Source organism: Bacillus sp. F19 (assembly GCA_023823795.1).
GTDB lineage: Bacteria > Bacillota > Bacilli > Bacillales > Bacillaceae > Bacillus_P.
Genome location: CP085710.1, coordinates 2,579,194 through 2,603,670, shown reverse-complemented (window position 1 = coordinate 2,603,670; position 24,477 = coordinate 2,579,194). Strand labels below are relative to the sequence as shown.

Here is a 24,477-nt window from a genome sequence, read left to right as displayed (position 1 = left end):
AGTGGCTTTTATTTATATTATTTTATCAACACTAAACAATAAGTAATCCACGAAATCCAAATAAACCCTCAAACTCCGATACTCCCGATCCCTAATCTTTTCATATTCCCACCACTTACCGTAATTCTTTTGTACAGATAGTTGTTCAGGATATTTTATTTCTCCAAACACCCTATAAACGATTTTTAACGTTCTCTGAACTCTTTTCAAAGTTTTATCTTTCTTTGCCTGGTTAAAAAGAGATTCAAAGCAAATCTTTTCATCCAAAATATTCACCATTTGTACAACATCAATAAAATGCCTCAATGAATCTAAATTATGACGCCATGCATGAAGCACAATCATATAAAAAGCATGCTGGTTGGAGAGTTCTTTAATATGTTGATAAGCCGTTATAGGAACCGCATCATTCCAAAACTCAATAATGTCCAGATCTGAGGTATTTTCTTTTAATAGGTTCCAATGTATTTCGACTCTTAATGGAATGGAAGAACCAGGCAAATACAATCTGTAGCTGCAGTGAAAGTGATCTTTAGGACCCTCATCTTCATAGATGAATCCTCGATTTCTTAGTAATTCATCAACCGTTTGTCTGTCCTTTTGATGTATCAGTAAGTCAATATCAGAAGTAGATCTTGCAGCGATATGGCCAAAGTATTTTTCCGCAAAATAGACACCTTTTAAAGGGATGGTGTCTATTTTTTGAGTTTCAAATAATTTTAATATCTTTTCCATTTGTACTTTAATAAAAAGGTTTTGAAGCAAGATTTGATCTGTTACTTTCCTTAAGTAGTCAGTGAAAAAAGCAGGTGTTTCATTAAGACGGTCATGTTGTTTTAATAGGTAATAAACTTGAGGTTCAATTGAAAAGTGATGGATGTCTTCTATTAAATATTGATAATCGCTTTCTATTTCTGGTAATTTTGTTTGATTATATAATGATTGTAAAAAGTGTATGATCATCTTTCATCCATCCCTTATTGTGAGATTGCTTGTAATGAAGGCAGTTTTTCTTTTGTTTTAAATTGCAGGTTTGATAATTTTCTATATAGACCTTCTTGAGTAATCAGCTCCTCATGTCTCCCCATCTGAACAATTTTCCCCTCATCCATAACTACAATAAAATCAGCATGCTGTATAGTTGATAAGCGATGGGCGATAATTAAAGTTGTTTTACTTTTAATAGCTTCCAGCGCATTTTTAACTAATAGCTCACTTTCACTGTCGAGTGCGGATGTTGCTTCATCTAGTAACAGAATAGGTGCATTTTTTAGGATGGCTCTTGCAATAGAAAGCCTTTGTTTTTGCCCTCCTGAAAGACGGACGCCTCTTTCTCCAACTTGTGTGTCATATTGATTTGGCAATGACATGATAAAATCATGAATGTTTGCTTGTTTTGCTGCAGTGATCAGCTCTGAATTTGAGATATTTGGCCGTGCGAGCAAGAGGTTATCTTTGATTGTTCCAGAGAAAAGAAAGGTCTCTTGCGCAACATATGCGAAAGAACTTCTTACCACAGAGGGCGGAAGGTGTTCTTCTGGATTGTGATCCAGCATGATCGTTCCGCTGTCTGGCTGATAGAAGCCTTGGATAAGGTGAAAGAGTGTTGATTTTCCTGCACCGCTTGGACCGACAATCGCAACTGTTTGGCCGGCTGGTATGTCTAATGTCATGTTATCTATCGAATTTTTTTGCTGATCATAACTGAAGGTAATGTTCTTCAGTTGAATAGAGCCTTTAATTTTTGATGGAACGTATTCAGGAAAATGGTTTAGTTCAACTTCTTCATTTAATACGTTTGATAGTCTTTCAACTGCTGATGCTGAACTTTGGAAGCTGCCCCAAATTCCTGCTAAACCGGTAAGCGGGGAGATCAGGTGCTGCATCAGAGTAACGAAGGTGAGCAGCGAACCAACTGTAATCATTGATTTAGAAACAAAATAAGCTCCCAAGCAAAGTCCAGTTATATATGTGATGGAAGTAATGGCTTCTCCGCCAATATAAAAAAAGCCGCGGAGCTTTGTATTTTTCATTTCTAATGTAAAGAGTTCCTGGTTTTGACTGTTTTGCTTTTGAGACATTTTTTTCTCTAAAAGAAAAGATCGAATAACGGATAAACCCTGGAAAATTTCATTAAGTGTACTGTTAATATCACTGATTTGAGTAAACATTTTTCTGCTGTTGTTTCTGAGCAGGATGCCAAAAACAGCCCCAATAATAATGGCAAGAGGGATCACAGTAAAACCTATTAAAGCCATCTGCCAATTGATGATAAATATGTAAACAGAAACAGCAGCAAATGTTAAAGGGAGCTGAATGAGATAAAGCAGGTTGCTGCCGATGACTCCTTCGATGCAATTGACATCGTTTGTAAAATGGGTCATTAAATCTCCAGTTCGCATGTTTGCTGTTTTTTTCACGGGCAAAAGTAGAAGATGCTTTAATACTTGTTTTTTGAGTTCAAGTTTTACTTTATTGATTGTTATGGACTCTAAATAAGTGTAAGAGTACGTCGTTGCCAAACTTATACTTAGTAAGCCAAGACCCAGTGGCAGCAGCCATTTTAGTTTATCCGTTTCATTTTGAACGGCAGCATCTGTGATTGTTCCAAAGAACCAAGCAAAACCGATCGTTAATAAAATTTGTGAGAGCATAATCAAAAAAAGAGATATGTAGAAACTTTTGTACTTTAATAGATAGGGACCAAGCAAAGTGAATGTCCTGCGGATATCTTCTATTAAAAACATGTTTTTGAATGTGGTCCATTTCTTTTTGATCATAGCGCTTTACCGAGTCTTCTTTTTAAATAGAAGCGGAACAGCCGTGCTGAGAAGGGAGATGTAACGACTGCTTGACTGTATAGAAATGCAAAAGGCTTATACATACTGATCATGCCTTTCTGTTTTTGAACAGATTCCAGGCAGCCAATCACTTGAGCAGGTGATACTGGCTCATCCAGGCATTCGTTTGTATCGCCTTTTAGGATGTAATGCCCCTTTTCATAGCGGTATAATCTGTGGGCAATCAACTTCCCTGATTTTGAATAAAAGAGAAGGATCTGCCCTTTTTTAAGGTTACTATTATCGAATTTTATAAATCGGCAAATTTCACCTTTTTGAATAAAGGGATACATGCTGAAGCCTTCAGCAGGCAAGTCAATCCATCCGTGTTTTTCAATGGTCGCTTTCAATAGATTGATTGTATTCTGATCAAACCGCATGCTCAATCAATCCGTAATGTTCTAGTTCTTTTAGAAAGCACTGAAGCTCATTTTTTGTTTTCTGTTTGTTGTTGTTAAACTGAGTTTGATAAGTCAGAACCAGTTCGTCTACAGTGTGTGCATCTTTTAGCAATGACCAGCAGAATCCGCCCGTTTCATTTAACTTTGTAATGGTGAAATGCACGGAGTGAAGAATCATCCATTCTCCATCGATTTCTACTGTTTCGCAATCTGGTGCTTGTTTATAATAAGTTGTCATGAAATCATCTCCCAAAATCGATTGTTTTTTTGAAAATAAAGATCATAAATGTCAACATGCTCTACGAGAAATCGCAGCATGGTAAGAATTTTTTTCGTTTCTTCTTTATTGCTGGGCCAATAGAATACCTTATCTAATAATGCTAAAAGGGCTGATGATTTATCGACCCGGTTTCTTTCAATTGAAAGAGATTGATGGAGAAGGTCAATGCTCAGCAGTTTTGTATTAGAAACTGGTGCATGTCCATGCAATTCACTTCTGAATGGTGAGTCATAGGCCCTAACTCCGTCTTTTTCGATTTTTATGATTGTTGCTTCGTCAGACAAAAGCGGGCGGGGAGAAGACAGTTTTGCTGCTGTGGATTTTCCTGCTCCAGAATGTCCTGTGAAAATGTGTGCACCATTTGTCTCAAGGACACAAGAAGAATGAAGAAGAATCCCCCAGTTTTTGTGAACAATAAATGAACTGTAAAGGCTCATTAAAGCGTGTTTTAGTGCTAGTTCGTTGTGAACATGTAGTTCCGCTTGCGTGTAATTTGGGTCAACTGTAATTTTGTAATCTGCTCTTTTAAAAGTGATGGAATTTCGGGTTTCAGAAATCTCTACATCATAATTTTTAAAGGGCTGACCGTAGCCTTCAGCAATAAATACCGATAAATCTATATTTCTGCCATTATCTATTAATAGGAATTGGTGAGTTAAAAATTTAACTAGTTTCTTATTTTCACAATGCAGTCTAATGTTATACTCACCAATTTTAGTATTTATAAAGGTCATATAGTTCTCCTCAATCATCATATAAAGAAGGCCATAAGACATATGGACCTTCTTTATTGTGGATTTTAATTTCCCTTTCCCTTTCCCTTTCCTCCCCCATTATCATGGCGGGGACCGGTATATGGTGGATTAGGATAATGAATCCCGCCATTTCCATTTCCAGGGTGATCCACATTTCCATGGCCTTTATTCCAGCTTTGAGCTGTCTCAAACCGAACCGGCTGGTGACTTAAAACCATTGGACGTGATACATTTCCTTCACGTTCATTCTTCATAGTAGTCCTCATTTCTTAATATAATTCTTTATAAAGAACAAAATGCTTGTAGTTATTTTTTTCAGAATAGCATAGAAGACTTTTGTTCTTTATAAAATAAATTATAGTTCTTATTAACGTCCGATGGTAGTTTTATTTTTCGACAAACAGTACTATTTTCACATTTTTAAAGAATTAATGATTATTCGTCTAAATAGTAGCACATTATAAAAGTTTGACTATATAATCGAATTATTGATATATTTGCTTATATAATCGAATTTCTAGGAGGTTTCATTAAATGCCCCAACACCCAGCCTCAATTTTCATCATGGACATCCAAAATTCCTCTGCAGAGGGAATGGGTGAAGAATTATCAGCCTATTTAGAAAAAATGGTAAAATGGATTAAGACTTGGACAAATGAAGATGTGATTGTGAAACATCGCAGGGGAGATGAAATCATCTTGATTGCAAATGGGTATTCAACAGCATATGAAATTGCCCATTTCATCAGCATCATATGGAACCTGCCAGACAATCCTCCATATTTCGGAGTTTCCTTTGGAGACATCAATAGAGAACTGAAAGAGATCGAGATTGAAACGTGGATTCATCCTATGATCAAGCTTGCGAGGGAAGCCAATGAATCTCTGAAAAAAGAGGGAGATAACAGATCTCAGTTCAAGTTTTATATAAAAGAAAACAGGGCTGAGGTTCAACTTTTGATGAATTCCCTGCTGATGATGCATCAAAAGCTGGTGAATGAACAAACAGATCTGCAGAAGCTTGTGTTTTCCTTATTGGAGATTTTTAATCAGCAGAGAAAAGCAGCAAGCATCTTAGATAAATCCCCATCCACAATATCAAGTCACTTTAAGAAAGGCAGCGGGGATGATTTGAGAATGATTTTCAATAATTTGATCATTGTTATGAACTTGCTTCAGCAAAAAGAATTCCCTGATTCACATCCAGCTCTGCCAAAATTGCAGCAGTCCATCCGCACCCATTTACAGATGCACATCAGCGAATGGTATTCAAAAGAGGAAGGAAAGGGGAACACATGATTTTATTAAGTCTCATTCTGGCTCATTTAATTGCTGATTTTTTTCTCCAATCGGATGAGATGGTGAGAGAAAAGCTGAAGAATTTGAAAAAGCATATGCTGCATCATTTTATAGTCCTTTTACCGGTATCGCTTGTGTTCTGGGCGTTGTCCTTTGATTTTGCAAAGCCTCTGAAATATGTAGTTTTGCCGATTTTATTTTTATTAGGCACTCATTTTCTGATCGATTTTCTAAAAATAAAGCTGCTGGACAAAACAGCCGGCCAGCAAAACATGAAAAAGCTTTTCTATTTTATTGCAGATCAGATCATCCATCTGGCAATGATTATCATTGCTTGTCATTTGTTTTTTAAGGTGACTTTTTCTGAACTGCAGGAAAAAGGAATTGAGCTCTTAACAGAGAATTCTTCTTTAAGTATACTGAATTCCGTTCTTTTTATAATCATCATTGTGATTTTGGTGACAAGTGTGAGCGGGCATATAATACGGATCTTGCTCGGAACGCTGCCGGCTCAGCTGCTTTCGTTTGAGGGCAGGTATGCTTTTAAGAATGAGCGGAAAGAGGAGCAGATGAATTCAGCCGGCGGACTTGTAGAGGAGTACAATTATTATACTTTTAATAAACATGATCTATCGCGGGGAAAGCTGATTGGGTACATCGAGAGGCTGCTTGTCATAATTTTAACTTTTTATAGTGCTTATCCTGCGATTGCATTTATTGTAACGGCTAAGTCGATCGCGCGATTTAAGCAGATGGACGACCGGAATTGGGCTGAGTATTTTCTTCTTGGGACATTAACATCCATGTTTCTTGGCATTTTCTTTGGCTTGCTGCTGAGGGAAGTTTTAATTTAACAGGAGGAGATGTTGTCAGTGAGGCAGATTATTGCGATGGGGGGCGGAGGGTTTTCGATGGAGCCTGAAAATCCGCTGCTTGATCAATACATAGTAAAGCAAAGCATGAAGGATCTTCCGAAAGTTTGTTTTGTGCCGACTGCGAGCGGAGATCAGAATCAATATATAGAAAGGTTTTATGATGCCTTTCATTCCTATTCATGTATTCCTGATCATCTAGCATTGTTTGATCCCCATTTTCATGATCTGGAGGATTTTGTCATGTCGCAGGATATTCTTTATGTTGGAGGCGGCAGTACGAGAAACTTGCTTGTTTTATGGAAAGAGTGGGGTTTGGATTCGATTATTAAAAAGGCTTATGAGAACGGGACCATTCTTGCAGGCTTGAGTGCGGAGGCTATTTGCTGGTTTGAAGAGGGGCTGACAGATCCCATGAACGCTCCGCTGTATAAATTAAACGGACTTGGCTTCCTGCATGGCAGCTGCTGCCCTCATTATGATGGGGAGGAAAAACGCAGACCTGCTTATCAGGTACATATTTTATCCGGAAAAATGAAAGCAGGATACGGCCTTGATGATGGTGCTGCGATTCACTTTACAGATGAAAAAATTTATAAAATCGTCAGCTCCAGACAGGATGCTAAAGCATTTTTTGTCAATAAATCAGAAGATTCGATATACGAAGAAGAAAAAATCCCCTTATATCTGGGTAATCAGTAATGCAGCTATTTTTTAAATACAATTGGCGCGTCAGAGAAGAGTGGTTTGAATGGTGCAAAGACCTGAATGGCGAAGAATTGCAGGAAAAACGGTCAGGAGGGGCAGGTAGTATTATCGAAACACTGCTTCATATCATTGATGTAGAATACAGCTGGATCAATGTACTTAAGAGTGATGCGGTCATCGATTTTACAATCAGGGAATACGACTCACTTGAAAAGATTATCCGATTATCCAGAGAGCTGCAGCCAGAAATGATCACGTATCTAAAGAATTGGAACATCGCATGGGAAAATGAAAATGTATCTCCGCCTTGGATGGACGGCACCTATAAAAAAGGGGAAATCATCCGCCATGTCATAGCCCATGAAATTCATCACGCGGGACAGCTGTCTGTCTGGGCAAGGGACATTGGGAGGGAGCCTGTTGGAGCAAATTTTATTGGCAGAGGGTTCATTCCAGAAAAAAAGGCTAGATATCCAGCCTTTTAAAAAGATTCATTTACTTCCCAGGCTTCTACTAATTGATAGGCAGCATTGTAATCATATCCTTTTCCGAGCAGATAGGACATGGCGGCTACCTCCATTAGAGCATGCTGGTACGAAGTGAAATGTGCTTCTTTTAAACCATGCTGTACAAATGGCTGAACAGCACTTAATGTTGATGATTTTAGTTTTTGCATGACTGGCTTAGGATATCGTGCGTATGGATATGGCATGTAATGATACAATGTAAAACCTCCTCAAGATGATCATCATTAGCATATTCAGGATAAACGGATAAGTTCCTGTATAATCCGTATTATTTTTTTTGATAAAAGCAAATACTATCAAAAAAATGATAAGGATGTTGAAGATGGAAAAAACGATGATCAAAGGGCTGTTTGCACTTTGTGCGGTATTGTTTCCTTTTGTAATACGGAAGCCAAATGTAAAGGAAATGCTGATTGTCTTTTTTGCCAAGGGTATATTGTCTACCATTATTGATGCTAATGTTGTCAACACTAAAAGAGTCGAGTACCCTGTAAGGCCCTTTTCAAAAATTTTCAAAACAAATATTCTGTTTGATATGTTGTTTTTTCCGTTATTAAGTGTGATTTGGGTCCGTCAATCATACAAAGATAAATTACCTGGGGTTCTGTTGAAAAGCTTAACCTGGAGCGTGCCGATGTCCATTGCCCAGTGGTATATGGAAAAAACAACCCGTTTATTTAAATGGAAGAAGTGGTCTGTCTTTCATACATTTGCAAGTATCAGCTTTACACTTTTAACCATAAGAGGACTTGTTGCTTTAGTGAGAAATGCAGGTAAAAATTCATATACATATCAGGAAGATTAATTAGAAATGGGATCTTATGCAGATCCCACTTCTTCTTTCCTGTCAATTCTTAAATTAAACACAAGACCAAATAATACAAGCAATCCTCCAAGTATTTTCCCTTGAGACAATTCACCAAGTGTAAAGTAGTCAATCACGATCCCCGTAAATAATTGTCCAATGAAAATAAAGAGAGTTAAATAAAAAGCAGATACTTTCGGCGTGAGGTAGCTTGAGAGAAAGATGACTATGACTCCTGCTGCACCGCCTAAATATGCCCAGCTTGGAACTTCAGACAAGGTTAAAGACGAAAAGGAAACAGCCTCGCTGCTGAAGAAAAGAAAAACCAAGGATAACATCAGACCTGTTGCAAAATTGATGAGTGTTCCTTCTAGTAACCCGATTTTGTCTGCAAGGTTGGAATTGATAATTCTTGCGATAACAATTGAAACACCCGCTAAAATAGAAATAATTAAATAGACCATTGTAAATACCTCCTTAATAAAACGTCATAACAGCACTGCCCAGCAGAATAAATGCCAGACCAATGCATTTTGATTTGTGGTATTTTACTGTTTTCATGCCAAGCAGCCCGTAGTGATCGATGATAATGGCAGCCAGTGACTGCCCTAACAATCCAAGGGCAATCGTAACAGAAACTCCGAGCGACATGACGCTAATGTTTGAAAAAAGGACGGTAAGCACTCCAATGGCGCCAGCGCTATACAAATAAAGCGGCAGTCCTTTTTGAAAATGAATCGGTTTTTTTATAAATAAGAAAACGGCGGAAATGGCAAGAAGCCCGACGAGATGAATAGCAACACTAGAGGTGTAATTTCCTATGCCATTTGAGAGTTCTCCGTTTAATACAATCATGATGGCAATAAAAGCGCCAACTGCAGCAGAGATCAGGTTGTACAAAAATATTCACTCCTTCTATAGATGTCTTGTTTCATTATCCATATATAAAAGAGATATAATGATGACATATGTCACATTGCCAGAGGTTTTTTTATGAAAAAATTACAAAATCAGAAATTGTTTGAAGAGTACATTGCGGTGAACAAAATTGCCGGGTATTTTTCCGAGGATATGAAAGAATGGATGGAACTGTACGTCTTTTCAAAAAATGAATATTTATGCCGGGAAGGAGCAGAAATGGATTATCTCTATTTTTTTGTAGATGGACGTGCGAAGGTTTTCACGACATTAAGCAACGGGAAATCCCTGCTGCTCTCATTTTATGAAGGATTTAAAGTGCTGGGAGATGTAGAACTATTCCAGGTGCGGGGAGCAGCATCAAGTGTTCAGGCTATTGACGATACATATTGTATTGGCATTTATTTGCCGCAAGTAAGAGAAAAATTGCTGCGGGATCCTGTTTTTTTAACCTTTATGGGATATTCTCTATCCGACAAGCTGAACAGGCTTTCAAAAAATAGCTCCATCAATCTGTATTATCCGCTTGAACATAGACTTTCAAGCTATATTTTAGCTACTGGTGGTAAAAAGGAAAGCATCCTGTTTAAAGAAAACCTGACGTACCTCTCTGAAATGCTTGGCACCAGCTATCGCCATCTGCTGAGGACACTTGATTTGCTTTGTAAAAAAGGAACAATCCGAAAAAGTGAGAATGCTTATGAAGTAATGAATGAGAGTGAACTGCGAAAACTTGCAGGGGATATTTATAGATAGGTGAGAAGGGAAAGAATGAAAAAAAGTGAAGCTTGAAATTATCTTTTATCTAAATAGGGGCGATTCAATGTCCTCTTTATCAATTCCATCAATCATTACTGCTTCTGCTTGAGTTGCGATTGGAACTAAAGATTGTTTTGCTAACAGAAGAAAGTGCGTTTGCTGACTTAAGGTGGGAATGCTTTAATCAGAAAATACCTGGTACAGTTCAGGTTATTCCTCCGCGTAAAGGATTAATCAATCTGGCTATTGTCGAAAGTGAGACTTGCAAAATTGCAGCAGGATACAATACAGATTACACAGGAACTTATAAAAGAACAGGTACAAATGAAGAAGATGCTTCAGTGTGAAAAATGCAGAGGGCAGCCTCTGCATTTTACTTTTTCTCAGGATAGAGCAAATAGTTTAATACGATATTTAAAAGTAAAATCAAAATGATAAATGCAATTCCTGGGCCTAATGCAATCCAGGGCGCCGTTATCAAATCAAATTTGCTTTGGCCGATCATGCCTGCCCATTCACCTGACTGAGAAAGAGAGCGTTCGTCATCTCCAAAAACCCCGCCAGGTTTATCTCCGCCAATAAAAATTTCAAATATCCCTAAATAAATGAGCAACAAAAGGGTTTGAATCATCTGCTGGAAAAAGATAATCAGAATTCGTTTATTCAGTACGGGTAATATGTGTTTAAAAATAACATGTCTATTGCTGGCCCCTAAATGATAGGAAACTTCAATATACGGTTCTTTAAGGGTTTGTTTAATTTCGCCGGAAACCAGCAGCATGACCGGTGCAATTCCAACGATGACAATAACTGAAAACTGAAAGGCAACCAAAGATGTATACCCAATTTCATCTCTAATAAAATTCACAGGCCAGATCAAGACAAACACCAAAATAAACGCAGGTATGTACTGATAAGGAATCAAAAAGCACTTTGCGAATGATTGGATGGACCTGGGCAAAAAGGCAAAAACAGATCCCGCAGCCACAGCAGCCAGTGTTCTTAGAATCGAAACGCCAAGAGCGAAAGTAATAGTGTATTTTGCTCCTTCCAATAATCTGAGTCCTCAATCATTTCCATTTCTGTCTGTCCCAAATGGCTGCTTAAGAGATGGAGGAAAAGGAGCTCTGCCCGCAATATCGCCATTTTCATCGTATTTTATCATCACAGAAGTTGTCTGGCTTTTAAATCCAAACTCATAAATAAAACTCATAAGGAGAAGCAGCCCAATAAGCACGCAGGGAAAAAAGACAAATAATAGCTTCTTTTTATTCATACTGAGTACCTCTCAATAACAAAGAATACCATTTTTTAGAAATCAACTGCAGTAACCCGAATGGAATCAGGATAAGCAGAATGCCAATTGCGATTACTTCCTGTTCCTTATATCCAAATAAAAATCCCGTGATGCCATTCATTTGAAAAAGAAATTCAACCGCCACTAAGCTGGAAAGCATAAACCAGTAAATAGAGGAAATGTGATGGTGCAAAGAAATAAAAACATTTCGCAGAACATGTTTAATGAGAATATGCAAATTGGATACTCCTTTGGCTTTTGCAAACTGGACGTATAGTTTTTCATGCTCCTCTTCTAAAATATTGATAAGTGAGCGAACCATCAGGGCGATTGGAACAAAACTTAGGCACAGAATCGGAAATAGGTAAACCTTATCTTCTAAACCATAAATCTGAAGCATCTTTATTCCCGTGCTTTTGAAAAATGAGATAACTCCGTATTGAAGGGCCAAAATCAATATAACATCTGGTATTGATTCTAAGATCATCAGGATGCCGCGAGCGATTTTCCGCACATGGGATGAAGCAAGGATATACATGATTGATAGTAAAAATGCTGAAGCCAGTGAAATCAAAAATGAAAGGAATAATATGCTGATGGAATAAAAATAGGCATTAAAAATAAAAGGAACTAATTCAAGCTTATCTCCATGGCTTTCAAACGTTAAATCAAAAGGAGTAAGAATCTCAGCAGTTATTTGCCCAATGGCATTTAGATAGGATACTGGGAAAAATCCAAATTCAACAGGAAAACCATCTTTTTCTAAGAAGACTAAAGAGGGTAAAGCTGCAATACTGCAGCTGCCAAGAATGATTAGGATTATTTTAAATAATAGGGTAACGAATTGTTTCATTCTAATATTTAACATATATGGCAGACACATCCTTCCGCACATTTTATTATACCAAAAGTAAAAAGGGAAATACCGTAATAATACATATTATGATAGAATGTAAATTGTATAGTTTAGCAGGAATATTCCAAACTTTAGCCCTATTTATTATTCCTCTTCTAAACAAGAATAGAAATACATATGATTCTTTTGCAAGAATTAGGGGTGCTTTTACTTATGACAGCTTCAGAGTTAATTCGGTTTTTAGATGATAATATTTCTAGTTTTATCACTGCATGGAGGCAAAATATTACGATTTCAGAAGACGATCTTCATCAGGAAGAAGTAGAGAAAAACGGGATGAGGATGTACGGATTGGTAAAAAAAACCATTCAGAAGCCGTTAAGCTCATATGAAATTGATATTCTGGCTAGTAAAGTAGCTCTAGAAAGAGTAGAAGCAAATGTAAACATGGGTGATTTCATAAATAATGTGAATCTTGGAAGACGTGCAGTGATCGGGTATATTGTCAGTTCTGGAATTCCGCGAAATGACCTGCAGCCTTATATTGAAGAAATCAATGCTCTTTTTGATCAGTTTTCTTATTTTGCTGTGAAGAAATACACTGAGGTTAAAGAAGAAATACTGCAGGAAAAAATTTCATTCATTGATCAAAGCCATAAAGAGAGGCTGACCATATTGGGTCAAATGTCATCAAGCTTTGTCCATGAATTCAGGAATCCGCTGACAGCAGTAAAAGGTTTCATAAAACTGATGCAAAATGATCATCCTGATTTGAAGTATTTGGACATCATCAGTCATGAGGTTGATCAGCTGAATTTTAGGGTGTCACAATTTCTCCATGCATCCAAAAAAGAGACGATAGAGAGTAAACGTGAACTGCTTGACCTCAGTGAATTATTAGATGAGGTTCTATCATTTATGTATCCCAGTCTTCTTGACGGTAGCGTCAAAGTGCAGGAAATCTCCAAAAGAGAAACCACGGTTATGGCGAGCAAAGATGAATTAAGGCAAGTATTTTTAAATCTTTTGCTTAATTCCATTGATGCGCTTCAGAAAATAGAGTCTGACCGTACGATTACGATTGAATTTGAAATGATTGATAACATGACATATGTATATATTGGAAACAATGGTCCAATGATTCCGCCAAAGCAAATTCAATCGATTTTTGAACCGTTTTTCACTACAAAAGAATTAGGAACGGGAATCGGCCTTTACATCTGCAGAAAAATAATTGAAAGTCATCAAGGGACGATTCAATGTTCTTCTGATGAGCAATCGACCCGGTTCTCCTTATCACTTCCGCATATTACCGCATAAAAGAGGACCTGGAATAGAATCCAGGTCTATTTTAAATTCTTTATTAATTTTGAAGTGATAATCGCCATAAATAAAGTACTGATAATAAATCCAATCAGCATTTCAGAAGCAGCAATCATATTAGAGACTACACCAATCGAAGTAATATCTCCATATCCAGTTGTTGTAAACGTCGTAATGCTGTAGTACAAAAAGTCATCACCTGAAAGCTCTTTTCCCGAGAACTTAAAGGATTTTTCTCCTTTAATCCGGTATATTTGCATAAAAAGATTTGCATAAGTTGTAATAATTAATGAGAGAAGAAAGCCAGAGCCTGTAAAGATGCTTTGAAGGCTTTCCTCCGTTTTGGGGATAGTGATAATAAATTCAAAAAGAAAAAACAAACAAATGAGGAGCATAAATAATAAAGCTATTAAAAGTATGTAATGAGGTATATTTAGTGTTAAAAATGTTTCTATCAAAAGCAGGGTGATCATGAATACGTTTAGAGCAAGGTATATATACAGTTTTTTTTTATTAAATTCATGTTTTGCCAGCATAGTTCCCTCGTTATAATGGATTTCTATTATTTTCTCCTTTCAAAAAAATCTCATACAGTATACTTTTTTGACTAACTAACACAAAAGTGCGTACTTGTTAAATTTGCTTATTTATCTAATAATGTTTTTATTAAGTGAAAGAGAAAGAGAGGGGTTTTATGCAACTTAGAGTATCCGCAGTACAATATGATCTTCACAGCATCCGTTCCTTTAAAGAATTTGCAGATCAGGTGGAGCATTATATGAAAACAGCAGAGGAATTCGGTTCTGATTTCGTTTTATTTCCGGAGTTTTTTACAACTCAGCTTATGTCCATAGGTGATGCAGATGGAAATGCTTTAACCATAAACGAATTGCCTGATTTTACAGATCAATATCGGGAATTATTTATAAACCTTGCGCAAAAAACTGGTATGCATATTATCGGAGGGACGCATGTTACTAAAAGAGAAAATCGCCTTTATAATGTAGCTCACTTATTTTATCCGGATGGAAGAGTGGCTGAACAGGCAAAGCTTCACATTACACCGACAGAGGTACATGAGTGGAATATGACGCCTGGAGACAATCTTGAAGTATTTGAAACAGAAAAAGGAACAATCGCCATGCTGACGTGTTATGACATCGAGTTCCCCGAAGTAGTCCGTATTGCAAAAGCAAAAGGTGCAGATGTTATTTTTTGTCCATCCTGTACCGATGATCGTCACGGTTTCCACAGAGTTCGTTATACCAGTCATGCCCGGGCAATCGAAAATCAAGTGTATGTAGTAACTACTGGTACTGTAGGATCCCTTCCAACTGTTGACTTTATGAGAGGGAACTTTGGTCAAGCAGCTGTTATTACACCAAATGATGTACCTTTTCCTCCGAAAGGGATAGCGGCTGAAGGTGAAATCAATCAGCCTATGATTGTAACGGCAGATCTTGATCTTGAGCTTCTTTATAAAGTCCGTGCGAGCGGTTCAGTTACAACATGGCGTGATCGCCGTACAGATTTATACCCTGATTGGGAAGCAAAGCAGGGGGATCGGACTCTGCTATAAGGAGGAGTTCTCTTGTATGTAAAAGAATTTTTTGTTTTTGATGGTGACAAGCCTGTTAAAGCAGTCGTTCGAAACTATACGGAAAAGGATTTTGATGCATTAATACGCATTCAGCAGGAGAGCTTTCCTCCTCCATTTCCGTCTGAACTGTGGTGGAATGATGAACAGCTGACAAATCATATCACGCTCTTTCCAGAGGGCGCACTTTGTATTGAAATAAATGGAGAAGTCTCGGGTTCCATGACAGGACTGCTTGTACAGTTTGATCCAAATCACCCTGTGCAAACATGGGAGGAGATCACAGACAATGGGTATATTCGTACTCATGATCCAAACGGAAATACTCTTTATGTAGTTGATATTGGTGTTCGTCCCGCCTACAGAAAGGCAGGACTTGGAAAATGGCTGATGTTTTCCATGTATGATGTGGTTGTACACAAGGGATTGGATAGGCTGCTTGGCGGGGGAAGAATGCCTGGTTATAAGCAGCATTCAGATAAATGGACGCCAGAGCAATATATTGATTGTGTGGTAGAGGGAAATTTAAAAGATCCAGTTATCTCATTCTTGCTGCGCTGCGGAAGAACGCCTGTCCAAGTTGTACCCAATTATTTAGAGGACGAGGAATCGTGCAATTATGGCACGTTAATGGAGTGGAGAAATCCTTATAAAAAATAAAAAGTATGGAATATAAAAAAATAAATAGCATTGCTGACTCTTTTGTTCAAATCCATGCATGAATGATTGCAAAAAGTCTCCCTTACTGAGGAAGTACTTGAATTTGATCTTTGGAAAGGCTTGAAGATCCGGGTATTCGCATTTTTTTGTTGCCGTTAACAATGGAGAGATTGTGGGTGCATGGGCAGAAATGATCGGAAATTTGGAGACAAAAGAAAAAGCTTGCTTACTGCCATTATAATGAACAAAAAATCCTCATTTAATGACGAGGATTTTTTCGTTCTAAAACGTGTTATAAATATTATCGCATTCACCAGCTCTGGGTTGATAAAAACAATGCAGCTTGTAGCGTGCGACGAACGGCTGATTATACCATGTAGGAGGGCAGTCTCCAGGCGGCCTGAAATACCATAAGCTGAATTTTGCAGGCCAATACCTTTCTCCCGCTATACTCTGCCTCGCCAGCCTCCTTTCCTTTTCTCTTGCTCTTTGGTAAAAATAACCGTGCTGTACAGCTTCAAAGGCGTGTTCTTGATACACCATTTGAGGTATGGTACGTATGTTTTTAAAGTCCGAACAATTTCCTCTAACCCGATTAATCCCTACATTTCCTACCAGTTGCATGCCTCTGACTCCTTCGCCTTCAGCTTCGGCTCGAAGCAATCTGGCCATTAAATCAATATCTGAGTTTGTCGCTTTCACAACTGCCATGATTCCGCCTCCATTGTCGTGGCATATTCTTATCTTATTCTATAAGGCTCGCCGAGTGACGTTTCAATTTCATTTTTTAAATATTGGAAAATTGATCTCGGGATTACTCATTTTGATCTCGCAAACCAATTACGGACCTCCGCCTGGATCTGCAGAAGAAATGTTTGGACAAGTTCTGAAAACGGATTTTGCATCATACCGGGATGAATTAATCATTTCCTCAAAAGCAGGCTATCACATGTGGGAAGGCCCATATGGTGAATGGGGTTCAAAAAAATATTTGATTTCAAGCATAGATCAAAGCTTAAAACGAATGGGTCTGGACTATGTAGATATTTTCTATTCCCACCGTCCTGATCCAAATACACCTACCTCTTAAAGAAACAATGGGGGTGTTAGATCAAATCGTGCGTCAGGGAAAAGCTTTATACGTTGGAATTTCAAGCTGCACAGCTGAGCAAACGGAAGAAGCAGCAAAAATTTTAACAGTCTCGGCACACCGCTGCTCATCCATCAGCCAAGTTATTCGATGCTGAACCGGTAGATTGAAAATGGCCTGCAGGATGTTCTTCAGGAAAATCGGATAGGATCAATTGCCTTTTGTCCTCTAAAACAGGGCTTATTAACAAGCAAATATTTATCTGGAGTTCCTGCTGATTCAAGAGCTGCCAGATCAACTGGCGCCCTTAATGAAGAACGTGTGACTGAAGAAATGGTACATAAAATCAAACAATTTAATGAGATCGCAGCAGACCGCGGCCAGAACCTTGCCCAAATGGCATTGTCATGGGTTTTAAGAGAAGGACGCGTGACCTCAGCACTTATTGGGGCAAGCAGAGTAAGCCAGATCAAAGAGAATGTTGCTGTTCTGAATCATCTTGAGTTTACTGCGGCTGAGCTTGATAGAATTGAAGATATATTGGCCGATAAATAAAGGAAAAGTCTTGCTTTCAAAGCAAGGCTTTTTTAAAAAAATCTAGTCTTATTGGTCCAAATCAAAAAATTGTGACGAGAAAAAGAGGACTTTTCCTTTTTAAGACTAATTAGTGATTATAATGACAGCATTTTTATAACAACTAATATATGAAAGCTGGTGATCTGTGATGAAAGAGATTCGAGTTGGTATGATTGGGTATAAGTTTATGGGAAAAGCTCACAGTCTCGCTTATCGGAATGTTCCATTCTTTTTTCCGGGAGCAGCAAGGCCTGTACTCAAGGCAATTGCCGGTCGCAGGGAAGAGGGTGTTAAGAAGGCAGCTGATGAGCTTGGCTTTGAAAGCTATGAAACAGATTGGCGGAAATTGATAGATAGAGACGATATTGATTTAATTGATATTGTCACTCCAAATAATTCTCATGCAGAAATAGCAATTGCAGCTGCCGAAGCCGGAAAACATATAATATGTGAAAAGCCTTTAGCATTAAATGTTGATCAGGCAAAAAGGATGCTTGAAGCAGTGACCCGAAATAAGGTCATTCATATGATCTCGCATAATTACCGGTTTGCCCCAGCTGTTCAATATGCGAAGAAGCTGATTCAGCAGGGCAGGCTTGGGCGTATCTATCATGTTCGTGCAACATATCTTCAGGACTGGATTATGGATCCTGATTTCCCGATTGCATGGAGATTAAAAAAAGAGGTCACTGGCTCTGGAGCTTTGGGTGATATCGGGGCACATATCATTGATCTGTCAAGATTTCTAGTTGGTGAGATTTCAGAGGTAGTTGGTGCAATGGAGACATTCATAAAAGAGCGGCCGATTGAAGGGGAAGCAGGGAAAAAAGGGAAGGTTGATGTAGACGATGCTGCTTCTTTCATCGCAAAATTTGAAAATGGAGCAATGGGAGTATTTGAAGCAACTCGTTTTGCAGCAGGAAATAGAAATCGTAATTGTTTTGAGATCAATGCTGAGTTTGGATCCATCAAATGGGACCTTGAGAACATGAACAATTTGCATGTGTACTTAAGTGAAGATGACAAAGGCCTGCAGGGCTTTAGGGTCATTAACTGTACGGAAGAAGAGCACCCTTATGCCCATGCATACTGGCCCGCAGGTCATATTATAGGCTATGAGCATACATTTGTGAACTTAATATCTGAATTGATGAAAGCGATTTCGAAAAATGAACATAAACAGCCTAATTTTTATGATGGCTTGCAGAATCAGCTCATTCTTGATGCTATTGAGCGTTCATCTAAAGAAAAGAAATGGATTTCCATTCCAAAGAAAATTGAACAATTGAGCTAAAGCGGGAGGAATCCTGCTTTTTTTATGTTTTATTGAGGTTTTTTTAAAATAATGTATGAATATTCTTATTTACCATACAAAACACTTTTCTGTAGAAGAAATAGTTGTTATATTGAATATATCAACCGTTGAAAGGTGACGCTATGACAACTTTTAATCCTCTTTACCTAAAAGTGTATAATTTACTGTTAAACCAGATTAAGAGCGGAAAATTAAAGCAGGGAGATAAGGTTCCTTCTGAAAAAGAGCTTGCAGATCAATTTGAAGTAAGCCGTATTACCTCCAAAAAAGCATTGGATCTTCTCTCAGAAGAAAACTATATAGAAAGAATTCAAGGAAAGGGTTCATTTGTTATTCATCCTGACACTACTAGTGATGCTTCTTATTCTGCAAAGCAGGATAATTCAAAACGCCATTTAATCGGATTTATTCTGCCGGGTTTTGATGAGAGCTATGGAATAGAACTTGTAAAGGGGATTGAAAAGAGATGCAGTGAACTTGGTTTTACGATTCTTTTGAAACTCAGCTATGGAAGGAAGGAAATTGAGGAACAGGCAGTGAATGATTTCCTGAATATGGGGGCTGAAGGTTTGATTGTCTTTCCGGTTCATGGAGAGCATGTAAATAATAAACTTCTTGAGCTGGTTTCAAAGAATTTTCCCGTCGTTTTGATTGATCGATTCATAAAAGGGATTCCTGCATCGTTTGTATGTACTGATCACAGAAAAGCAACGGTAGAGTTAACGAATCATTTAATTAAGATGGGACACAGAGAAATCGGGTTCATTTCTTCTCCTTCAGAGGGAACGACAGCTATTGAGGAGAGAGTGATGGGTTTTCATATTGCCCATTCAGAACAAGGCGTGAAGCTGAATAGAGACTATATCTTGACTGAAATTAAAAACAATATGCCAATACACGAATTAACAGATTCAGACGTTTTTAAAGAGGACAGCATAATTTTAGACAATTTCCTGAAAAAGCATCGGAGTATAACAGCCATTGTAGCCTGCGAACATTCTATTGGAGAACAAGTAGCAGCAGGATTATCGAGACTTGGAAGGCGAATGCCGGATGAGGTGTCTGTAGTTTGTTTTGATTCGCCGGAGAATTCGAGAATTCAATTTACTCATATCAAACAGGATGAACAGAGTATTGCTATTAAAGCGGTAAATCTTCTGAAAGAAAAAATGCTGGATTCAGACTTTGCTGTGCAGCAGATATTTATTCCTCACACGATTATTGAAGGAGAAACAGCGAAAGCTTTTTCTATGAAATAGGTCTGAATAATCAGGCCTTTTTTATTTATTTTTAAAAATTCTGAAAAAATATATTGACTTACAATTTCCCAAGCTATTAATATAGTAACTATAAAACATAACAACATGACATGTCATTATATTATGTGTAAGCGCTTTATTTTATGTCGGAAAGGGGGATTTTTACTAACAATCGTTATTCCATTAAAAGAATAAAGGGGGATTTTTCATGAGGCATTTGAAAAGTATTTTTTTAGTAGCTGTTTCATTTTTACTCCTTTTGTCAGGATGCAGTTCTGACTCAGCATCAAGCAAGGAAAGTGCTGATGGCAAAACGACGATTACATTTTGGCATCCAATGACAGATATTACTGGTGATGCGGTTAAAGAGGTTGTAAAAGCTTTTGAAAAAGAAAATCCTGATATTAAAGTGAAATCAGTTTATATTGCAAACCAAGGCGAAGGCTCTAATGAAAAACTGCTTTCTTCCATTGCCGGAGGAAATCCTCCAGATGTCGCCTACTTCGACAGATTTGAGATAGCTTCCTGGGCCGCACAAGGCTCGCTTGAAGATTTGAGTGATCTCGCCAAGAAAGATAATATTTCCAAAGAAAATTTCTACCCATTTGCATGGGAGGAAGCTACCTTTGAAAATAAACTTTACGGATTACCTACAACGACAGATTCCCGCTTAGTTTACTACAACAAAAAACATTTCGAAAAAGCTGGACTCGATCCAGAAAACCCTCCTAAGACAATTGCAGAACTTGAAGAAGCTGCAGAAAAATTAACGATAAAAAAAGGAAAAAGATTCTCTCAGATCGGATTTATTCCATGGCTTGACCAAGGCTGGTTCTACGGCTGGGGATGGGCTTTTGGAGGAGAATTTTATAATCCTGAAACAAAGGAAGTAACAGCTGATGATCCGAAAAATGTTGAAGCACTTAAGTGGATCACAGATTATTCTAAAAAATACAATATTGAGGACATTACAGCTTTCACAAATTCACAAGGCACTGGTGCGATGGATCCATTCTTAACTGGGCAAATAAGCATGAAAGTAAGCGGTCCATGGACAGTATCTGCAATCAATAAATTCAAGCCCGATTTAGAGTATGGTGTATTCCCTATCCCTACTCCAACAGGTGATAACTACTCAACCTGGTCTGGGGGCTGGTCAGTTGTCATTCCAAAAGGTGCGAAAGAAAAAGAAGCTGCCTGGGAATTTCTTAAGTTCTTCAGTGGAGAAGAAGGACAAAAAATATTCAGCGGAATTGCAAAAGACTTTTCAATTATTGATTCTGTAAATGAAGAATTAGGGTACAAAGATGATCCAATACTTAAAGAATTTGTTGAGATTTTGCCTTCAAGCAAGCACAGACCTGTAATGACACAAGGAAGCTTGTATTGGAACGAACTTGCAAGTGCAGTTGAAAATGCCACCAGAGGCAATGGCACGCCTGAGGAATTATTGAAAAAAGTAAATGATAAAGTCACGAAATCATTAAAATAAGGCTGCAAGGGGATTCTCCATTTGGGGAATCCCTGAAACAAAACTAAAGGAGGTATGTTTTCATGCAGCAGCCAGTTATAAAAAACTCAGCCACTGTAAAAGAGGTTCCGGTCATAAAAAAGAAAGTATGGAGAAACAAATCATCCTTATACGGGTTGCTTTTTGTAACACCCTGGATTTTAGGACTTATAATCTTTTATGCCTTTCCATTAATTTCATCCATCTATTTCAGTTTCACAACATATAGCATCCTTCAGCCCGGAGAGTTTGTGGGAATGCAGAATTATAAAGAGCTGATGAGTGATGATCTTTTTTGGAAGTCTGTTTCAAATACCATCTATTTCGCAGTCTTTTATGTTCCGCTAAGCATCATATTTGGTGTATGTCTGGCGATGATTTTGAACTTAAAGGTAAAAGGGATGACAGTTTACCGCACGATTTTCTTCTTGCCAACACTAGTGCCTCAGGTTGCACTTGCCGTACTTTGGATGTGGCTCTTAAACCCGCAGTTTGGGTTAGTCAATGGAATGCTGGATCTTCTGGGAATTCAAGGTCCCGCATGGTTAGGCAGTGAAACCTGGTCTAAGCCATCTATCGTTATGATGTCGCTTTGGGGCATCGGACAGGCAGTTGTTATCTATTTGGCAGGTCTTACGGATATATCTGAAGATTACTATGATGCTGCTGAAGTGGATGGGGCAAATTGGCTTCAGAAAACGTTACATATTACCTTGCCATTGTTAACTCCTGTGATCTTTTTTAACCTCGTAATGGGTGTCATTGGCGCATTTCAGCAGTTTGCCTTGCCATACGCGCTTACAGGCGGACAGGGTACTCCCGCAAATTCCTTAACGTTTTATGTCATGTATTTATATGACAATGGATTTAAATTCTTCAAAATGGGCTATGCCTCAGCAATGGCTTGGATCCTTTTTGCCATCATTATGATCTTAACAGCCGTTATCTTTTCTACATCTAAAAGGTGGGTTCATTATCAAGGAAAATAAGGAGGGATACGATGAAAACAAAAACTTCAAACCGTATTTTTGCACATGCATTTCTGATTCTGATTTCGATTCTCTTTTTAGTTCCGTTTTTCTGGATGCTGTCTACTTCGTTAAAAGATCAAACGCAAATTTTTTCGTTTCCTCCTGAATGGATTCCAACCCCTTTTAAATGGAGCAATTATCAGGAGGCTGTAGAATATATTCCTTTTTTCAGCTATTTGAAAAATACAGTTGTGATTACCATTTTCAGCACAATCGGTGCTGTTATCACGTGCCCTTTGGTAGCTTACGGTTTTGCGAAATTAAAATTTAAAGGCAGCAATGCTTTATTCATAGTGACCATTGCCGTCATGATGATCCCTGGACAAGTTACAATGATTCCCCTGTTCATCCTATTTGAAAAACTTGGCTGGGTTGGCAGCCCTCTCCCGCTGATTGTACCTGTTTTTTTCGGTGTTCCTTTCTACATCTTTTTACTGCGGCAATTCTTTCTCGGATTGCCTGATACGTTAATGGATGCAGCGAGAATTGATGGTGCAGGAGAATTTCGCATTTACTGGCAGATTATGCTTCCGCTTGCAAAACCAGCAGTGCTTGCAGTAGGTCTGTTTCAATTTATGGGAAGCTGGACCGACTTTTTAGGACCGCTGCTTTATCTGACTGACGAAACATCTTACACCCTTTCCTTAGGCCTGCAGCAATTTCAGAGCCAAAGAGGAACAGAATGGGGATTGATGATGGCAGTCTCAACATTAATGACGCTTCCTATCATTATCTTATTCTTTTTCCTGCAAAAAACGTTTATTAAAGGCATTACGTTCAGCGGTATAAAAGGATGACAGGAGATGAATCCGCGTGGAAAAGATCAGAATTGGTTTTATAGGCTCTGGAGGAATTGCCCATTACCATGCCTCACATTTAAAAGAATTAGAGAATGTCCTTATCACAGCAATTGCCGACCCGAATCCTGATAGCAGGCGCAGTTTCCTGCAAACTCATGAAATTGAAGCTTTGGAATTTGATGATTTTGAAGAAATGCTGAATCAATCTGAAGTAGAAGGAGTGATTATTTGCTCTCCTCATACGCTTCATTACAATCATGCCAAAGCTGCTCTTTTAAAAGGCTGTCACGTATTGCTTGAGAAGCCAATGGTATGTTCTGCCTTCGAAGCGGAAGAATTGATTGACCTATCCAAAGAGAGAAAATGCGTGCTGCAAATCTCGTACCAGCGTCATTATCAGCCTGAATTTCTTCATATAAAAAAGCTGATCGAAGAAAATCAAATCGGCACACTTACTAGTGTAAATGCATCTCTTTATCAGGATTGGATTTACTTGTCAGCCGGTACATGGAGACAGAACCCAGCTTTATCAGGCGGCGGCATGCTGTTTGATTCAGGCAGTCATATTTTAGATTCTATTCTATGGATTACTGGACTTACACCGGTTGAAACAAAATCATTTATTCATCAGCGCGGAACAGAAGTAGATATTGATTCATTTACAACAGTCAAATACACACAAAATGTAATGGGAACGATCACGATTGCAGGCATGTCGCCTTGCTGGCATGAAACGTATTCATTTTTAGGAGATAAAGGAGCCATCTTCTACGAGAATGGAAAGGTATCACTCGTTCGAAACGGGGAAGCGCCTGAAATACAAAGCATTGAAGCTGCGAGTACAAACACTGATAAAAGCTTCATCAGCGCCATTACTGGGGATGAAGAGGTCCAAGTTCCCGGCGAATTTGCCGTTCAGGTTTTGAAGTTTACAAAAGCAATCTATGAAGCTGGTACTGAAAAATCTCAAATTGACTATCAATCTAAGAGAGTGTGAGG

General features: G+C 38.2%; 30 protein-coding genes and 1 pseudogene. 17 read left to right on the top strand and 14 right to left on the bottom strand.

The window, feature by feature from the left end:
* Positions 1-12: 12 nt before the first annotated feature.
* Genes LIT25_13285 through LIT25_13260 form a run of 6 tightly spaced genes read right to left on the bottom strand, consistent with a single transcriptional unit; the run spans position 13 to position 4,530 of the window.
* Positions 13-963, bottom strand: coding sequence for a nucleotidyltransferase family protein (locus tag LIT25_13285; GenBank protein ID USK31652.1), 951 nt, complete (start codon positions 961-963; stop codon positions 13-15).
* 14 nt (positions 964-977) lie between these two features.
* On the bottom strand, positions 978-2,780 hold the full coding sequence (locus tag LIT25_13280) for an ABC transporter ATP-binding protein/permease (GenBank protein USK31651.1): 1,803 nt from the start codon (positions 2,778-2,780) through the stop codon (positions 978-980).
* A complete protein-coding gene (locus LIT25_13275; protein USK31650.1) occupies positions 2,777-3,220 on the bottom strand; it encodes a S24/S26 family peptidase in 444 nt (147 codons plus the stop codon). The genes LIT25_13280 and LIT25_13275 overlap by 4 nt, the downstream gene beginning before the upstream one ends.
* On the bottom strand, positions 3,210-3,479 hold the full coding sequence (locus LIT25_13270) for a PqqD family protein (GenBank protein USK31649.1): 270 nt from the start codon (positions 3,477-3,479) through the stop codon (positions 3,210-3,212). The genes LIT25_13275 and LIT25_13270 overlap by 11 nt, the downstream gene beginning before the upstream one ends.
* The gene (locus tag LIT25_13265; protein USK31648.1) at positions 3,476-4,297 is read right to left on the bottom strand and encodes a hypothetical protein; all 822 of its coding nucleotides are present in this window, start codon (positions 4,295-4,297) and stop codon (positions 3,476-3,478) included. Before LIT25_13265 ends, LIT25_13270 begins: the two co-directional genes overlap by 4 nt.
* Before the next feature lie 23 nt (positions 4,298-4,320).
* Positions 4,321-4,530, bottom strand: coding sequence for a hypothetical protein (locus tag LIT25_13260; protein ID USK31647.1), 210 nt, complete (start codon positions 4,528-4,530; stop codon positions 4,321-4,323).
* Positions 4,531-4,810: 280 nt separating this feature from the next.
* On the opposite strand from LIT25_13260, the gene LIT25_13255 reads away from it, so the two are divergent.
* Genes LIT25_13255 through LIT25_13240 form a run of 4 tightly spaced genes read left to right on the top strand, consistent with a single transcriptional unit; the run spans position 4,811 to position 7,640 of the window.
* Positions 4,811-5,575 (top strand): hypothetical protein, encoded by a 765-nt coding sequence (locus LIT25_13255; protein USK31646.1) that lies wholly within the window; start codon positions 4,811-4,813, stop codon positions 5,573-5,575.
* On the top strand, positions 5,572-6,429 hold the full coding sequence (locus LIT25_13250; protein USK31645.1) for a DUF3307 domain-containing protein: 858 nt from the start codon (positions 5,572-5,574) through the stop codon (positions 6,427-6,429). Before LIT25_13255 ends, LIT25_13250 begins: the two co-directional genes overlap by 4 nt.
* Positions 6,430-6,447: 18 nt before the next feature.
* Positions 6,448-7,149: a peptidase E gene (locus LIT25_13245; protein ID USK31644.1), complete on the top strand. Its 702-nt coding sequence runs from the start codon at positions 6,448-6,450 to the stop codon at positions 7,147-7,149.
* On the top strand, positions 7,149-7,640 hold the full coding sequence (locus LIT25_13240; protein ID USK31643.1) for a DinB family protein: 492 nt from the start codon (positions 7,149-7,151) through the stop codon (positions 7,638-7,640). Before LIT25_13245 ends, LIT25_13240 begins: the two co-directional genes overlap by 1 nt.
* Here LIT25_13240 and LIT25_13235 read toward each other — a convergent pair.
* On the bottom strand, positions 7,637-7,879 hold the full coding sequence (locus LIT25_13235) for a hypothetical protein (GenBank protein ID USK31642.1): 243 nt from the start codon (positions 7,877-7,879) through the stop codon (positions 7,637-7,639). The genes LIT25_13240 and LIT25_13235 overlap by 4 nt on opposite strands.
* Positions 7,880-8,004: 125 nt before the next feature.
* Here LIT25_13235 and LIT25_13230 point away from each other — a divergent pair, with 125 nt between their 5' ends.
* A complete protein-coding gene (locus LIT25_13230) occupies positions 8,005-8,487 on the top strand; it encodes a hypothetical protein (protein ID USK31641.1) in 483 nt (160 codons plus the stop codon).
* Between the two features lie 14 nt (positions 8,488-8,501).
* On the opposite strand, the gene LIT25_13225 is transcribed toward LIT25_13230, so the two are convergent.
* Positions 8,502-8,951, bottom strand: coding sequence for a DMT family transporter (locus LIT25_13225; GenBank protein USK31640.1), 450 nt, complete (start codon positions 8,949-8,951; stop codon positions 8,502-8,504).
* Positions 8,952-8,964: 13 nt separating this feature from the next.
* On the bottom strand, positions 8,965-9,387 hold the full coding sequence (locus tag LIT25_13220) for a DMT family transporter (GenBank protein ID USK31639.1): 423 nt from the start codon (positions 9,385-9,387) through the stop codon (positions 8,965-8,967).
* Positions 9,388-9,480: 93 nt separating this feature from the next.
* Here LIT25_13220 and LIT25_13215 point away from each other — a divergent pair, with 93 nt between their 5' ends.
* Together LIT25_13215 and LIT25_13210 are read left to right on the top strand one after the other, a co-directional pair.
* Complete coding sequence (locus LIT25_13215) at positions 9,481-10,161, top strand: cyclic nucleotide-binding domain-containing protein (GenBank protein USK31638.1); 681 nt, start codon at positions 9,481-9,483, stop codon at positions 10,159-10,161.
* 119 nt (positions 10,162-10,280) lie between these two features.
* The gene (locus LIT25_13210) at positions 10,281-10,511 is read left to right on the top strand and encodes a hypothetical protein (GenBank protein ID USK31637.1); all 231 of its coding nucleotides are present in this window, start codon (positions 10,281-10,283) and stop codon (positions 10,509-10,511) included.
* Between the two features lie 26 nt (positions 10,512-10,537).
* Here the strand turns inward: LIT25_13210 and LIT25_13205 are convergent, their stop codons facing one another.
* The 3 genes from LIT25_13205 to LIT25_13195 are packed head-to-tail and all read right to left on the bottom strand — an operon-like array spanning position 10,538 to position 12,329.
* Positions 10,538-11,218: an ABC transporter permease subunit gene (locus tag LIT25_13205; protein ID USK31636.1), complete on the bottom strand. Its 681-nt coding sequence runs from the start codon at positions 11,216-11,218 to the stop codon at positions 10,538-10,540.
* Between the two features lie 12 nt (positions 11,219-11,230).
* A complete protein-coding gene (locus LIT25_13200; protein ID USK31635.1) occupies positions 11,231-11,440 on the bottom strand; it encodes a hypothetical protein in 210 nt (69 codons plus the stop codon).
* Complete coding sequence (locus LIT25_13195; protein ID USK31634.1) at positions 11,433-12,329, bottom strand: ABC transporter permease subunit; 897 nt, start codon at positions 12,327-12,329, stop codon at positions 11,433-11,435. The genes LIT25_13200 and LIT25_13195 overlap by 8 nt, the downstream gene beginning before the upstream one ends.
* A 201-nt stretch (positions 12,330-12,530) precedes the next feature.
* On the opposite strand from LIT25_13195, the gene LIT25_13190 reads away from it, so the two are divergent.
* A complete protein-coding gene (locus LIT25_13190; protein ID USK31633.1) occupies positions 12,531-13,637 on the top strand; it encodes a HAMP domain-containing histidine kinase in 1,107 nt (368 codons plus the stop codon).
* A gap of 26 nt (positions 13,638-13,663) precedes the next feature.
* Here the strand turns inward: LIT25_13190 and LIT25_13185 are convergent, their stop codons facing one another.
* On the bottom strand, positions 13,664-14,176 hold the full coding sequence (locus LIT25_13185) for a potassium channel family protein (GenBank protein ID USK31632.1): 513 nt from the start codon (positions 14,174-14,176) through the stop codon (positions 13,664-13,666).
* 158 nt (positions 14,177-14,334) lie between these two features.
* On the opposite strand from LIT25_13185, the gene LIT25_13180 reads away from it, so the two are divergent.
* Positions 14,335-15,219 carry a carbon-nitrogen hydrolase family protein gene (locus LIT25_13180; GenBank protein ID USK31631.1) on the top strand — a complete coding sequence of 295 codons (885 nt, stop codon included), beginning with the start codon at positions 14,335-14,337 and terminating at the stop codon, positions 15,217-15,219.
* 12 nt (positions 15,220-15,231) lie between these two features.
* Entirely contained in the window at positions 15,232-15,897 is a 666-nt protein-coding gene (locus tag LIT25_13175; protein ID USK31630.1) for a GNAT family N-acetyltransferase, read from the top strand.
* Between the two features lie 282 nt (positions 15,898-16,179).
* Here LIT25_13175 and LIT25_13170 read toward each other — a convergent pair whose 3' ends face one another.
* Positions 16,180-16,608, bottom strand: coding sequence for a cell wall hydrolase (locus tag LIT25_13170; GenBank protein USK31629.1), 429 nt, complete (start codon positions 16,606-16,608; stop codon positions 16,180-16,182).
* Between the two features lie 93 nt (positions 16,609-16,701).
* On the opposite strand from LIT25_13170, the pseudogene LIT25_13165 reads away from it, so the two are divergent.
* The 7 genes and pseudogenes from LIT25_13165 (at position 16,702) to LIT25_13135 (ending at position 24,475) form a co-directional block, all read left to right on the top strand.
* Positions 16,702-17,542: pseudogene (locus tag LIT25_13165) on the top strand (aldo/keto reductase).
* Positions 17,543-17,711: 169 nt separating this feature from the next.
* The gene (locus tag LIT25_13160; GenBank protein USK31628.1) at positions 17,712-18,857 is read left to right on the top strand and encodes a Gfo/Idh/MocA family oxidoreductase; all 1,146 of its coding nucleotides are present in this window, start codon (positions 17,712-17,714) and stop codon (positions 18,855-18,857) included.
* Positions 18,858-19,000: 143 nt separating this feature from the next.
* The gene (locus LIT25_13155) at positions 19,001-20,137 is read left to right on the top strand and encodes a GntR family transcriptional regulator (protein USK31627.1); all 1,137 of its coding nucleotides are present in this window, start codon (positions 19,001-19,003) and stop codon (positions 20,135-20,137) included.
* A 208-nt stretch (positions 20,138-20,345) separates the two neighbouring features.
* Entirely contained in the window at positions 20,346-21,629 is a 1,284-nt protein-coding gene (locus LIT25_13150; GenBank protein USK31626.1) for an ABC transporter substrate-binding protein, read from the top strand.
* 62 nt (positions 21,630-21,691) lie between these two features.
* On the top strand, positions 21,692-22,636 hold the full coding sequence (locus LIT25_13145) for a sugar ABC transporter permease (protein ID USK31625.1): 945 nt from the start codon (positions 21,692-21,694) through the stop codon (positions 22,634-22,636).
* Positions 22,637-22,647: 11 nt separating this feature from the next.
* Positions 22,648-23,475 carry a carbohydrate ABC transporter permease gene (locus LIT25_13140; protein ID USK31624.1) on the top strand — a complete coding sequence of 276 codons (828 nt, stop codon included), beginning with the start codon at positions 22,648-22,650 and terminating at the stop codon, positions 23,473-23,475.
* A gap of 16 nt (positions 23,476-23,491) precedes the next feature.
* Positions 23,492-24,475, top strand: a complete 984-nt coding sequence (locus LIT25_13135) for a Gfo/Idh/MocA family oxidoreductase (protein USK31623.1) — start codon at positions 23,492-23,494, stop codon at positions 24,473-24,475.
* Positions 24,476-24,477 lie beyond the last annotated feature (2 nt).

Coding starts and splice junctions, on each gene's coding strand:
- LIT25_13285 (USK31652.1), bottom strand. CDS start 963: ATGATCATACACTTTTTACAATCATTATATAATCAAACAAAATTACCA.
- LIT25_13280 (USK31651.1), bottom strand. CDS start 2,780: ATGATCAAAAAGAAATGGACCACATTCAAAAACATGTTTTTAATAGAA.
- LIT25_13275 (USK31650.1), bottom strand. CDS start 3,220: ATGCGGTTTGATCAGAATACAATCAATCTATTGAAAGCGACCATTGAA.
- LIT25_13270 (USK31649.1), bottom strand. CDS start 3,479: ATGACAACTTATTATAAACAAGCACCAGATTGCGAAACAGTAGAAATC.
- LIT25_13265 (USK31648.1), bottom strand. CDS start 4,297: ATGTCTTATGGCCTTCTTTATATGATGATTGAGGAGAACTATATGACC.
- LIT25_13260 (USK31647.1), bottom strand. CDS start 4,530: ATGAAGAATGAACGTGAAGGAAATGTATCACGTCCAATGGTTTTAAGT.
- LIT25_13255 (USK31646.1), top strand. CDS start 4,811: ATGCCCCAACACCCAGCCTCAATTTTCATCATGGACATCCAAAATTCC.
- LIT25_13250 (USK31645.1), top strand. CDS start 5,572: ATGATTTTATTAAGTCTCATTCTGGCTCATTTAATTGCTGATTTTTTT.
- LIT25_13240 (USK31643.1), top strand. CDS start 7,149: ATGCAGCTATTTTTTAAATACAATTGGCGCGTCAGAGAAGAGTGGTTT.
- LIT25_13230 (USK31641.1), top strand. CDS start 8,005: ATGGAAAAAACGATGATCAAAGGGCTGTTTGCACTTTGTGCGGTATTG.
- LIT25_13225 (USK31640.1), bottom strand. CDS start 8,951: ATGGTCTATTTAATTATTTCTATTTTAGCGGGTGTTTCAATTGTTATC.
- LIT25_13215 (USK31638.1), top strand. CDS start 9,481: ATGAAAAAATTACAAAATCAGAAATTGTTTGAAGAGTACATTGCGGTG.
- LIT25_13200 (USK31635.1), bottom strand. CDS start 11,440: ATGAATAAAAAGAAGCTATTATTTGTCTTTTTTCCCTGCGTGCTTATT.
- LIT25_13195 (USK31634.1), bottom strand. CDS start 12,329: ATGTTAAATATTAGAATGAAACAATTCGTTACCCTATTATTTAAAATA.
- LIT25_13190 (USK31633.1), top strand. CDS start 12,531: ATGACAGCTTCAGAGTTAATTCGGTTTTTAGATGATAATATTTCTAGT.
- LIT25_13185 (USK31632.1), bottom strand. CDS start 14,176: ATGCTGGCAAAACATGAATTTAATAAAAAAAAACTGTATATATACCTT.
- LIT25_13180 (USK31631.1), top strand. CDS start 14,335: ATGCAACTTAGAGTATCCGCAGTACAATATGATCTTCACAGCATCCGT.
- LIT25_13170 (USK31629.1), bottom strand. CDS start 16,608: ATGGCAGTTGTGAAAGCGACAAACTCAGATATTGATTTAATGGCCAGA.
- LIT25_13160 (USK31628.1), top strand. CDS start 17,712: ATGAAAGAGATTCGAGTTGGTATGATTGGGTATAAGTTTATGGGAAAA.
- LIT25_13155 (USK31627.1), top strand. CDS start 19,001: ATGACAACTTTTAATCCTCTTTACCTAAAAGTGTATAATTTACTGTTA.
- LIT25_13150 (USK31626.1), top strand. CDS start 20,346: ATGAGGCATTTGAAAAGTATTTTTTTAGTAGCTGTTTCATTTTTACTC.
- LIT25_13145 (USK31625.1), top strand. CDS start 21,692: ATGCAGCAGCCAGTTATAAAAAACTCAGCCACTGTAAAAGAGGTTCCG.
- LIT25_13140 (USK31624.1), top strand. CDS start 22,648: ATGAAAACAAAAACTTCAAACCGTATTTTTGCACATGCATTTCTGATT.